The sequence below is a fragment of the candidate division WOR-3 bacterium genome, from assembly GCA_013177935.1.
Lineage (GTDB): Bacteria > Hydrothermota > Tepidihabitantia > Tepidihabitantales > Tepidihabitantaceae > Tepidihabitans.
Map to the genome: position 1 here is coordinate 317483 of JABLXZ010000001.1, position 12239 is coordinate 329721.

At 44.5% G+C, this 12239-nt stretch carries 12 protein-coding genes; 3 read left to right on the plus strand and 9 right to left on the minus strand.

Annotation, left to right across the window (positions count from 1 at the left end; genetic code table 11):
- Window positions 1-7: 7 nt before the first annotated feature.
- Window positions 8-664 carry a prolyl oligopeptidase family serine peptidase gene (locus HPY86_01495; GenBank protein ID NPV13591.1) on the plus strand — a complete coding sequence of 219 codons (657 nt, stop codon included), beginning with the start codon at window positions 8-10 and terminating at the stop codon, window positions 662-664.
- On the opposite strand, the gene polX is transcribed toward HPY86_01495, so the two are convergent.
- From polX to HPY86_01520, 5 genes are read right to left on the minus strand one after another with little or no spacing between them, the layout of a single operon-like run.
- Window positions 661-2382 carry a DNA polymerase/3'-5' exonuclease PolX gene (polX, locus tag HPY86_01500; GenBank protein ID NPV13592.1) on the minus strand — a complete coding sequence of 574 codons (1722 nt, stop codon included), beginning with the start codon at window positions 2380-2382 and terminating at the stop codon, window positions 661-663. The genes HPY86_01495 and polX overlap by 4 nt on opposite strands.
- Window positions 2379-3866, minus strand: coding sequence for an amidohydrolase family protein (locus HPY86_01505; GenBank protein NPV13593.1), 1488 nt, complete (start codon window positions 3864-3866; stop codon window positions 2379-2381). Before HPY86_01505 ends, polX begins: the two co-directional genes overlap by 4 nt.
- A gap of 4 nt (window positions 3867-3870) precedes the next feature.
- Window positions 3871-5220: a 23S rRNA (uracil(1939)-C(5))-methyltransferase RlmD gene (gene rlmD, locus HPY86_01510; protein ID NPV13594.1), complete on the minus strand. Its 1350-nt coding sequence runs from the start codon at window positions 5218-5220 to the stop codon at window positions 3871-3873.
- The gene (locus HPY86_01515; GenBank protein ID NPV13595.1) at window positions 5214-5696 is read right to left on the minus strand and encodes an LptE family protein; all 483 of its coding nucleotides are present in this window, start codon (window positions 5694-5696) and stop codon (window positions 5214-5216) included. Before HPY86_01515 ends, rlmD begins: the two co-directional genes overlap by 7 nt.
- Window positions 5680-6471 (minus strand): thiazole biosynthesis protein, encoded by a 792-nt coding sequence (locus HPY86_01520; protein NPV13596.1) that lies wholly within the window; start codon window positions 6469-6471, stop codon window positions 5680-5682. The genes HPY86_01515 and HPY86_01520 overlap by 17 nt, the downstream gene beginning before the upstream one ends.
- Before the next feature lie 154 nt (window positions 6472-6625).
- Here HPY86_01520 and HPY86_01525 point away from each other — a divergent pair, with 154 nt between their 5' ends.
- Window positions 6626-7039: a hypothetical protein gene (locus HPY86_01525; GenBank protein NPV13597.1), complete on the plus strand. Its 414-nt coding sequence runs from the start codon at window positions 6626-6628 to the stop codon at window positions 7037-7039.
- A gap of 19 nt (window positions 7040-7058) precedes the next feature.
- A complete protein-coding gene (locus HPY86_01530) occupies window positions 7059-7418 on the plus strand; it encodes a hypothetical protein (GenBank protein ID NPV13598.1) in 360 nt (119 codons plus the stop codon).
- Between the two features lie 131 nt (window positions 7419-7549).
- Here the strand turns inward: HPY86_01530 and HPY86_01535 are convergent, their stop codons facing one another.
- From HPY86_01535 to HPY86_01550, 4 genes are read right to left on the minus strand one after another with little or no spacing between them, the layout of a single operon-like run.
- On the minus strand, window positions 7550-8578 hold the full coding sequence (locus HPY86_01535; GenBank protein NPV13599.1) for a glycosyltransferase family 4 protein: 1029 nt from the start codon (window positions 8576-8578) through the stop codon (window positions 7550-7552).
- Entirely contained in the window at window positions 8575-10074 is a 1500-nt protein-coding gene (locus HPY86_01540) for a polysaccharide deacetylase family protein (protein NPV13600.1), read from the minus strand. The genes HPY86_01535 and HPY86_01540 overlap by 4 nt, the downstream gene beginning before the upstream one ends.
- Window positions 10071-11276, minus strand: a complete 1206-nt coding sequence (locus tag HPY86_01545; protein ID NPV13601.1) for a glycosyltransferase — start codon at window positions 11274-11276, stop codon at window positions 10071-10073. The genes HPY86_01540 and HPY86_01545 overlap by 4 nt, the downstream gene beginning before the upstream one ends.
- Window positions 11273-12229, minus strand: a complete 957-nt coding sequence (locus HPY86_01550; GenBank protein ID NPV13602.1) for a histone deacetylase — start codon at window positions 12227-12229, stop codon at window positions 11273-11275. The genes HPY86_01545 and HPY86_01550 overlap by 4 nt, the downstream gene beginning before the upstream one ends.
- Window positions 12230-12239: the final 10 nt, after the last annotated feature.

Consider the following 12239-nt stretch of genomic DNA (forward strand, 5'->3'; position numbering starts at 1 on the left):
GCTCGAAATGGGACTTTTCTGGGGATTGTGTTTTGTTGCGCTGAATTTGATTTCTCAGCCCGTGGTCTATTGCGATGAAGACAGTAACTGTTACTATGTGCCGTCAAGGGTCGTAAGTGAGAAAATTCTGGTCCCCGGTTTAATTGTCCTCCAGTGTAATGGTGCAACCCGCGGAGATATCGACAGTTTTAGACTTATTGCGGACTCTCTGAATTGGGCGCTGGCTACCTGCCATGCCAGTCGCAATCACCGAGATATTTATCTTAACGATGCTGATATCTATCGCACTGTGAAAAAGTTAATCAACCGATATCCGGTTGATTCCAGCCGGATTGTTATTTATGGATTTTCCGGTCAGGGCGGTCAGGCTTTGGCAACAGCCCTTATGCATCCGGAGTTAATCCGGGGCGTGGTTGTGGTATGTGCTCCGATGGTAGCACCAAGATTAGCCGATTCACCCTCGATGTTTACCAACAACTTTATCTATCTTGTTACGAGAGAAAAAGACTGGAATTGCCAGAGTAATTACAGAATGTTTGAAGAGTTTGCGTCCGCAGGGGTGGCTTGTACATTACTTGTGACAAAAGGTGAACACCAGATTGGCAGCCTGAAAGAGGTTTTAGCCGGCTGTCGATGGCTTGATAAACGAATGAGCGGGCGTTAAATCTGCCTGATGGATTTTAGAAGTTTTAAAAGCTGGTTTAAGGTAAGGCAATTAATCACATCGGTTTTTTCCAGCCACGCCCGGCGCGCGGTAATGACCCCGTAACGCATCCAGGAGAGGTCGGCAACTGCATGAGCATCGGTGTTAATTGCCAGAAGCACGCCAGCATCTTTTGCCTTTTTTGCCCAGACATCGTTTAAATCAAGACGGGCGTAATACGAGTTAATCTCAAGGATTTTTTTGAATTTGGCGGCCCATTCAATTACCTTTTCGAGGTCGATATCATAGCCCGGTCTTTTGTTGATAAGTCGACCGCTCGGGTGGGCGATGATGTGGACCAGTGGGTGTTCAATTGCAAAGCAAATGCGTTTGGTTGCTTCCCGGTTAAATGCCTGGTGGATTGAAGCAATGACCAGGTCTAATTGCTTAAGGGTTCGGTCTGAATAGTCAAGTTTTCCTTCAGGTGTGATGTCTACTTCCGCGGCTTTTAACACCCGGAATCCGGTGAGTTTGTTGTTTAACCGGTCAATCGTTTCACACCGGCGCAGGAGTTCATCTTCACTAAGCCCTCCGGCATAACCGGCTGATACCGAATGTTCAGCAATTGCAATATGGGTATAACCTCTTTGCCGGCAGGCGGTAACAATATCTTCCAGTGATGACAGACCGTCGGAAGCATCGGTATGGATATGAAGGTCCGATTTAATGTCGGCTAATTGAATAAGGTGGGGAAGACGCCCGGCTTTTGCGGCTTCGATTTCGCCCCGGTCTTCGCGTAATTCGGGTTCGATGTAGGGGAGACCAAGGGCTTGATACACTTCGGTTTCGTTCTTTCCGGCAATCTTTTTTTCACCCTGGAAAACGCCATATTCAGAAATCTTCAAACCCTGTTTCTGGGCAATTGTTCTCAGGGCGATATTGTGGTCTTTCGAACCGGTAAAGTACTGCAGGGCAGCCCCGAATTCACTTTTGTGGACAACTCGCAGGTCAATCTGGCGAAGCGCCTTTCCGGCACTTACAACAATCGACGCCTTGGTGTCACCGGCTGAAACCACCTGGTGTTTTTGGGGATAATTAATAAAACAGTTGATAATCGCGGTCGGATTTTTACCGCTGGCAAGGATGTCGATATCGCCGATTGTTTCTTTGCCCCGGCGCAGGGAACCGGCAAAGGTCACCTGGTCGGCAACACCCGCATTCTTAATATAATTCACAATCGCTTCGGCTAACTCATACGCTTCGTTTAGATACATTCTTTCTCCGGCATGTTCGGCGGTTTGGATGCCTTGCAGTATATTTTCTACCTTTTTTCTTCCCATACCGGGTAGTTTTGCGGCTGAACCGTCGGCAAGAACTTTCTTTAAATCTTCAAGGTCTTTTACCCCAAGTTTTTGATTAAGGAGCCGTACTGTTTTGGGCCCAACCCCGGGAATTTTTAGCAGGACAAAGAGGCCGGGTTCCAGACCATTCGTAACCTCTTTGAGTTTTTGCATTTTGCCGGTGGTCAGATACTCATGAATCTTTTTGGCAATTCCGGAACCAATCCCCGGGATAGTTTCCAATCGATTTTCCCGGTCAAGTTCTTCGATATCTTCGGTTAGTTCGGCAAGCACCCGGGCTGCCTTACGATAAGCGAGGACCCGAAAACCGGTTTCTCCTTTTAGCTCTAAGGCATCGGCAATCTGGTCGAAGATTTCTGCAAGTTCTTGATTTTTCATCTTTCTTTCACAGGAGAGGTGCTAAAAAGCATTTTACCCTGGTAATATGTTGCCAATATCTGGCAATGAACATCTTCTCTTGGGTCGCTACTGAGCACGACAAAATTTGCTTCCATACCCGGTGCAATCCTGCCGCAAATATTTTCAATGCCGAGAGAGTATGCCGCATTTTCGGTAAAAAGTGCCAGTGCTTCAGATCCGGTGATTCGTTGTGCTTCATTGGGCAGGTTCATTGCCGCATAAATCCCACGGAGTGGGTCAAGCGGTGTGATTGGTGCATCTGAGCCGCCGGCGACAACGATTTTGTTGTCAAACAGGGTTCGATAGGGGTTGGTAGACCGCCAGCGCGCACCCAATCGCTTAGCGTACATACCCTGTGGACCGCCCCAGGTGGTTTCAAAGGCAGGTTGGACACAGATTACCAACCCCTGCGCTGCAATCCTTTTAATTAAATCTGAAGAGAGTAGTTCGGCATGTTCAATCCGGTGGCGCAAATCTTTTCTCGGCAGCGCACCGGCAACCTGTTCGTGGCAGCGAACGATTTGTTCGACGGCACGGTCGCCAATGGCGTGGAACGCAGTTTGTAAATTCATTTTAATTGCCTGTTTCAGAAATTCGATTATGTGGTTATCCTCGTGATATAGCACGCCCTGATATCCTGATGCGTCGGCGTAATCTTCGAGAAGTGCCGCAGTGTGGGAACCAAAGGAACCGTCAAGCAATAAACAGCCTCCAATTCGGGAAAGAGAAAACTGCTCTGCGACTTTTACATTCCAGGTTTGAAGGTAGGGAATCATTTTGATTGGTGCGCTGGTAAGTGCGTTAAGCAAAGTTGCCCATTCGTTTTCGCTGTATTCGTCCGAGCCCACCATTGCTCCTAAGGCAACGACACCGTTGCGCAAAGCGGTGTGTGCAGTGAAGTTGATTGCCTCCTGGATAATTTCTGAAGGGAGCCGGCGTTTTAGGTTTGCCGAAAGGAACTCGTATGCATTACCCCTAACAACGCCGGTTGGTTTACCGGCACCGTCCAATTCCACCCCGGGATAGTTTATTTCTGGTAACATTTCCAGCGTCCTGGAATTTACTGCAGCAGAATGGCCATCAACCCGATAAATCAAGATTGGTACCCGGTCAAATATCCGGTCTATTTCCCGGCGGTAAGGATAGCGGTGTTCTTTTAACCGGTCCGGGTCCAAGTTGAATCCCAGAAAAACAGGAGAATCAGACATCTTGGCGATGCTTGACGCGAGAATTTCTAAGACCTCGCCGATTGAAGAAGCAGCCGAAAAATCAGGATAAATCATTCCCAGGCCTGTTTCTATTGGATGAGTATGAGCATCGATGAAACCAGGTGCGATATAATTTTTTGTTTTTAGTTCGGGATTCGGTAAAATTGCGGCAACTTTTCCACTCTCTGTTACCAACTTCCCGGCAACGGGTGGGTTCTGCGCATCAACAATTATTAAGCCCTCAAATACATCCATTGCGTTACTTTCGGATAACTTTTGCTACGACCTCGATATGGGCAGTTTGTGGAAACATATCTAATGGTTCAACCGATATACAAGAATAACCCGAATTTTCCAGAAGGGCAAGGTCGCGCGCCAGCGTTGCCGGGTTGCAGGAGATATAGATTAACGTTCGGGGAGACAGGTCAACGATGCGCGAAATTGTACTGGCAGAACAACCTTTACGCGGCGGGTCAACGACAATTACATCGGCATGCTCGATGTCTTTTATAATGGCATCGACATCACCCTGAATGAACTCGGCGTTGGTGATACCCAGATTTATGGCGTTGAAACGGGCATCAGCAACCGCGTCTTGGGCGATTTCTATTCCGATAACTTTTCTAACCCTATCTGCCAGCAGTAAACTGATCAATCCTACCCCGCAGAACAAATCGAGTACAACTTCGTCACCCTGCGGGTTAATTGCTTTAATTACTTTTGAACAGAGTTCTTCGGCTTGAGGAATATTAACCTGGAAAAATGAACTGGCAGAAACCCGAAACTCTTTCTTGAGAATTTTTATCGTGATATATTCCTTTCCCCAGAAGACAATACTATCATTACCAAGAATTTTATTTGTCGGCAGCGGGTTTATATTCTGGACGATTCCAGTAAGTGAAGGGAAATCAATTAGATAAGAGATAACTTGCGGGTTTATGTCTTTCGTCCTCGTTACGGCAATCAAGAGTATTTCGCCGTTCGTACCCTGTCGCATTACAAGATGTCGGATATTACCCGAATGTTTGATTTCGTTATAAGGTGTTTCGCCCAATTGAACAAGGGCATCGTATGTTTTTTGGCGCAACAGATTGAACTCTTCAGGATGCAGTAGACAGTCCGGGATATCGATTACCCGATGGCTCTGTTTCTGGTAGAATCCAATTCGAATTTTTTTTGTGCTGCCGGAAACTGGGTATTGGGTTTTATTGCGATAACGCCAGGGGGTCGATTTGGAATTAATGTTAGCAACCGGAACAAAAATTTTGCCAATCCTTTGTAAGGCATCATTAACCAGCAATTTTTTAATTACCAGTTGTTCTTCGTAAATAATGTGTTGTAATTGACAACCACCGCATTTTTCGTAATACGGACAGGGGGCGGGAACGCGAAAGGGAGATGGTTCTAATATTTCTTTTATCCGGGCAATGCCGTAATCCCTTTTTCTTATGATAATCTGTGCTACAACTCTTTCCTGGGGTGCGGCATAAGGGATAAAGACCTTCCATCCGTTTAAATTAGCAAGGCCGGTGCCACCGGCAACAATACGGTCAACAAAAAGTTCAACTCTGTCACCAGTTGAAGGTGGGGAGGATGAATACTTTACCATGCGGTAATCACTTGCCGTACAATCTCTTGGGCAAGCTTTTCAATTGCTTTTTTAGCCACCTCCTCTTCCGAACTGGTTTCTGGATTATAGGAAACACGGCTTGATATACTTCCGGTAAAAAAGGGTTCGTTTCTAATTTGGTCAATAACTTCAACATTGGCGGTGATACTTATTTCATAGGCGGACACTTCCTGATTAGAGTTATAAGCCGCCGCAGTCCTGGAGTAGTTAGTAATAATTGCTGTCAAAAGTAAGTGGGCTTGTTCAACACTGGTAACGCGGAGCGAACGGTCAAGATTAAATGCTTGAGGAAGGGCGAAAGTCAGTTCTTCGGCTAAACCGGGTTGGGTTGAAGAGTTTTCTATTGAACCAAGGGCAACGGTTTTTAAATGAGAGGGGAGAAGGGACCGGGTTGAATAACCGCAAGCAACGAACAGTAGCAAAAGAAACAGAAGAAATTTACGAGATTGTTGCATCGTTGTTTAAGAAATGTGAGATGTCTTTGGCAACTTTGACACCGGAGAGAAACATTCCACCGAAGATCGGACCCATGCGTGGTCCGCCAAACACCGCGTTTGCCGCCATTCCTGTTACCCACAGCCCTGGGAAAACCTCTTTTGTGTTAATAAGAGTCAATCTTTCCGCTTCGTCCGCCCACATTGGCCGCTCTCCTTCTATTGTCCCGGAAGGGGTTGCCAGCCGGACTTTTGCCTTACGGATAAGATGATTTACAACCTCGGCAGCATGGCCCGTAGCATCAATGACAACCTTAGAATATACCGTAAGCGGGTCGACATGAAGTTTTGCCATTTCTACCGCAGTCCAATTTAACACCAGCCCTTGAACCCGGTCTCCAATCAGTACGACATCTTCAGCGCTGATAAGATTAAACAATTTTACTCCAACGCGGTAAACTTTAACGAGCAATGCACCAAGGATTTCATTTGCATCAGCCACAAAATAGCCCGGCCGTTGCTCGATAAAACTTACTTCCAGTTGTTGCAGGATCTCAGTAGCTTCCTTTTGTACGACGATGTCAGAGAACATCATTCCACCACCTGGTAGTCCGCCGCCCGGTTTGAGTGCTCTTTCAAAAACTGTTACTTTTATACCCTTTTCGGCAAGTTTCCATGCAGCAGTCAAACCAGATGGGCCTGCTCCAACGATTACCACATCATTTTTAAGACTATTTATAAACCGTTCGGTCCAATGTTCGATGATTGCCCGGGAAATTTCGACATCTTTAATCATAGGAAATGTTAAAAAGTTGCCGGTATAAGTCAAGCAGTTGAACTTATTTGAAACTTCAGCAAGGTAATTCCCCGCGCAGACAGGCGATAAACGGTATAAACTGTTTAATAATTGAATTTTGACAGCTTGATTCAATTTGGTATAATCAATTGAAATGGAAATGCGAGATACGCCTGAACAATATCAAGCCGTTTCCCAGGAAGGAAAACTACTTGCCGCATTAGGATATATCCCGATGTTGTTCTTTTTACCACTCTTAGTACGTCCTCGGGATTATTTTTGCCGTTTCCACGGTATTCAGAGTGTAATACTGATATGCGCATTAACGATTTTCTGGATATGTGTTTACATCCTTGATTTAATTCTCGGGAAGGTCCTTGGGAATGTTATATTTATCGGGTTCATTTTCAAAGCCGCTGCCTGGATATTCCATTATTTGGTCGGGACGGTAATTTCTTTGCTGTATATAATATTATCAATTGCTGGTATGATTCAGGCAGCAACCGGTCGTTACTGGCGTATTCCAATCCTGAGTCTTTACATAGACCGGTTGCGTGGAGATAAGTAAATAACGAAAAGGAGGAAAAATGGCTGAAGAAGAAAAAAAGGTAGAACAGATGCCCGCAAGCACCCCGGATGAAGATATTGAGAAAGGTAAAGGATTAGCTTGGTTGTCTTACTTATGGCTATTGTGGTTAGTACCGCTCTTGGCGATGAAAGACAACGCATTTTGCAAGTTCCATGTTAAACAGGGGATTATCCTTACCATACTGAGCGTCGCAATATGGATTATTGGCTGGATTCCGTTCATCGGCTGGATTGTGACATTTGTCGTATACGTATACATTGTCGTAATGATAATAATGGGTATCATTAATGCAGCAAGCGGTAAGTACTGGAAGATGCCGATACTTGGCAACATTGCGGCTAACTGGTTCAAATTTTAGAGAAAGCAAGCCAGCGAATTATCAACATTCTACATCTCTTCTGATAATATTTATTATGTAAACTAAACTTTCTTTTCAAGAAAACTAACGTGTTTCGATTCTACGGTGTCGGGAATTCTGGTCTCCTCTCTTTACTTAAAGTACTGGCTATAAATATCTAAAAGTTTTGCGGCGCATTTATCCCAGGTGTAGTTGTCTTTTATGTGCTTTTGGAGCGCAGTTGTCTTTGGTTTGTTAATAGTTGTTATCAGGGCTTCTTCGATGGATTTTTCTTTTTTGGGGTCAAGATAGGTTGCGTTTTCACCAAAATACTCTATGGTGCCACCGTACTTAGTTATGCATATTTTCGCGCCGGCTAAACCTGCTTCCAGCGCTGCTAAACCCGGTGTTTCATATAAAGACGGTAGAATGAATGTGTCGCATGCCGCGTAAGCCGACTCGATCATTGGTGAATCACCTGCCAGACCCGGAATCAATTTTATCGAGGGCGTTTCTGCAACAATTTTGAGGCATTGAAGCCCATATGTGTTGTTTAGTACCGGACCAATCAGAACCGCTTTTAATCCTGTTTTGCGTAAAACTTTAAGCAATGGCAGGACATTCTTTCTTCCCCATCCAATATGCCCTACATAAAGCACAAAATCTCGAAGTCCGTGTTCTTTGATAAACAGTTCGGGTGAAGCATAGGCAAACCTTTTATCAACTCCATTGGGCACGATTTGCATTTTTTCTCTTGATACCCCCAAGCCCTGTTCAATCAAATTTAATTCTGCTTTGGTATTCACTATTACGAGTTCTGCCATTTCACACAGTTCTTTGCAAAAAAGGTGTTCTGACCAGAAACCTCCATACTTACGTAGGCCGGTACCGAGCATTAGATAAAATCTCAATTTTTTAGGGTTACTTCGGCTGTAAAATATGGGTGTTACAACGAGTTTCACCCCGGTATTTTTTATTGACCGCCCAAAATGGTATGTTCCGAGATTAGCGCCGAAAAGATGAAAAAAGTCGAACTCTTTTAGATTGTATCTTTTCCACGGGTCAAACAATTCAACCTCTATTCCCTTTTGTCTCAGGGCGTTAGCCAGAGAACGAACCTGGGTTTCAACGCCGCCCCCAAGTGTTGTTATTGCCGAGAAAGAGCCAAATAAAATCTTCATAATATGCTATGGGTGCTGTTTTTTATCCTTCTACGGTAGTTTTGCAATCTTCTCTTTATTTGCATAAGTAAATCTGCCCGTCGAGTGTATAACTCATGTGGGTTAAACCTCTTAACTCGAGGAGTTTCAATCCACTTTAGTTCGTTCCAGCGTGTCGACTGGGTTTTAATTGGCACGAAAGCAATTCGATTATTTTGTTCTATGACTAAACTAATTTCCGGAATGGCTTGTTCGACTATTAAGTCAAATCCGTCATCTTTGAATTGGATCTGGTAATTAACCGATTCGCGAAGTTGCCACCAGCGGTAGTAGTCGGTTAGTGTGACCCAGCTGCGACATCGTTCTAATCCGTATTGTAAAATGTCTTTTAGGACATCCGCGTAATGTACGATCCACTTTGGATGGTCATAAAGAAAGCAGGGCTCTAAACGGGAACATTGCAAATCTATTATTCGGGCATAATAGTCAAATATTTTTTTTCGCTCCAGTTTCGCCTCGGCAAGTCTTCCTAATGAAATTGGATGCACCGGAATTTGTAGTACCGTACTGCGCTGTCCATTTACTAATGGTCGCTCGGGCAGGTCGTCATATGAATAGCCAAACTCTGAGGAGTATTTAAAGCCAAGTTCGGCATATGCTTGTTGCAGGTTTTCATTCCACTCACCATAGGGCGCAGCAACACCAACCGGTGATATTCCCAATCGATTCAGTATTTCTTTGCCTTCAGCGTAATTTGCCTTATTTTGCGCAACATCAACATAAACCTGATGACGATGACAGTGTAGTTGAATATCCTGTCCCTTGAGAATGTTTATTATTGCTTTAAGTTGAGCGGGCTTATCACCGGTAGTAACAAACCAGGTCCAGCGCATCCCCACTTTTTCTGATAGCCTTAAAGATTTTTCGATTAGAATCGGTGAACTGTAATCTGTATCCACTCTGAAGGCAAATGTCGAGAGAAACGAACCAGGGTTACAGGAAATTCTCACGAAAGGTAAACCGTTTAACTCCCAGAGATGCTTTAAACAGGCGAGGAATAACCTACGGACCCCTCCTCTATCAGTAAAGGCAACCTCCTCATAAGGAAAATGAGGGACTTGAACCCAAAATTTTTTAGGCGTTATCCCTCGATGTTTTAACAATTCATTTAAAGAAAATGGTATCACAAGCAATTTTCCTTGACCTGAGTCTTCGTTTAGATAAAGCACATTGGACCCTCGGTCACTGATACCAATATTTGCTAACACCGGAATCAGGCAGTGAGCGTTTATATCAACGATTCCTACTTTATCAAGAAGTCCTGATTTATCAGGGGCGATGTATTTTATTTTTCTTAAACAGGATTTGATTTCTGTGGGAACATCCGGAAAATCAGATATTATCAATTGATGTGCGGTCTGGGTAATAAACAGATATTTACTGGTTTGGTTGTTTGACTGATACATTATCCCTTCGCGTTTCAGTAAATCTTCAAGATGGTTATCCGGCTTTTTCAATAAAACCAATTTTCACTCCCCGGTTTTGAGAAAATAGCGTGGTACATATCCAACAGCGATTTTTCCGCAACACTCCAGTTGTATTTTTTCTCTACCGCTTTTCGGCCCGCCAGACCTCGCTGGATACTGTCTGCCGGTTTTTCAAGTACAGCAACCATTGCTTCGGCGATTGCTTCGGGCTGAGTAGGGTCAACAAGCCATCCACATTTTGATTCGTTTACTACTCGAGCGATTTCAGGAAAATTACTGGCGATAACCGCTAAGCCACACCCCATGAACTCAAAAAGCTTATTTGGTTGATTGGTCCAGTCATTTCCTCGCTTGGGTTGAAATAAAATCAGCCCTGCGAGGCAGGGTTTTATAATATCAAATACCCCTGCATAAGACGGGATTGCTGAGAGAAAAACTACATTATCAGTTAGTGCCTGACGATTTATGTACTCCTTTGTCCATATTTCAATATCATCTCGTTGGTCAAATTCACCCCTGACCATCAATTTTACTTCGCGATAGCCTCGTTTAATAACCAGTGTCAGCGCCTTAAGAAGTTGGTCAAAACCGCGTGGGCGGCATATAAGTCCGGTATAAACAAACCAGGGGTTCCGATTTTCTAACGGGGTTCCAATGAGTTCGAGCGGAGGATAATTGGGAACTTGAATCGGGACTCGACCGCGCCGGACAAAACGGCGTGCTCTTGTATAATTAGTTTCGATAATTGCCTCTGCCTGAGAACTTGCGGTGTATTCCAGATAACTGACCAATAACCAGCTCAGCCAGCGCAAAGGTAATGGGAGATCCTGCCGATCAAGATATGTTTGAGGAAACCACTCGCTTGATTCATATATAAGATAAATGTGGGGGGAAAATCGTTTTAACCATAGACCAATAGCCAGACACCAGGGGTCGAGGCATTGATAGGCATCGGCATTTTCTTGTAAAGCCAGTCGGGCAATGTCTTTAAGAAGAACAATTTTGTCCCAGTGCTGTCGAGCCGGAACTGAGACAGTTTTTATGCCGTCAATATATTCCACCTTGAATTCTTTTCCTAATCCAATAAGTGTAACCTGATATCCGTTCCGATAGAGCGAATGGGCTTCGCGGTCCCAGAATCTACTATATTCAACAGGATGCGATGAAGTTATCATACAAATATGTCTTGACCGCAAGTGATTGTTTTTCCCAGAACCAGAATAACGAGTCAAGCGCTGGCGGTTTCTGATTCGTTGGGATTAGAGCGAATTTCTTCTGTTGATTTGGATGGCAGCTGGCCGAGCACTCTAAGGCATTCTTTCGCTGTATTTATATGGATTTCGGCTGTGTCTTTTGTATCAAGGGCATAGCCCCCGGCAAGAACTGTTGCAACCGGTATACCAGCCTTATGGCAGTTTTCCAGAACGATTCGGTCTCTTAAGGCAAGGCCGCGTTTTGTCAATCTTAAGGTTCCTAACTGGTCATTGAAATAAGGGTCGGCTCCTGCTACATAGACAACAAGTTGAGGGCGATGTTCTGAGATAATTTTGGGAACCGCTTCCTTCATCAAACGATTATACTCTTCGTCTCCGGTTTCATCTTCGAGTCCAATATCCCAGTCCGAACGTTCTTTGATTGGGTAAAGATGCTCCTGGTGAATAGAAAAAGTGTAGACCCGGGGATCATTTTGAAAAATCCGGGCGGTACCATTTCCTTGATGTAAGTCACAATCAATCACTGCTGCTCTTTCCAGCTTACCGTCTTTCTGAAGTTTTTTAATTGCTACCGCAATATCGTTAATATAGCAAAAACCTTCTCCATGTTCCGCGAATGCATGATGGAAACCGCCGCCAATATTCATTGCTACCCCATCATTTAATGCGAGTTGACAGGCAAGAATTGTTCCTGATGCATGAAGGAAAAACCCCTGGACAATTTCCCAGGTAAGAGGTAATTCAGAACGCACCGTGCGTGCGGTCCAGCGTAGATTCAGTAGGTCATCAACATACTCCTTGGTATGCACAAGACGAATGTCATCAACAGAAGGCTCTGGTGGTTCAACAAAATCTTCAGCACGGGCAAGGCCTTCCGCCAATAACCCTTCGCGGACCATTTTGTACTTTTCAGTGGGAAATACATGGACACCAACATCAAATCGATATCGTTCCGAATACACAAATTTCATTTTTACCTTC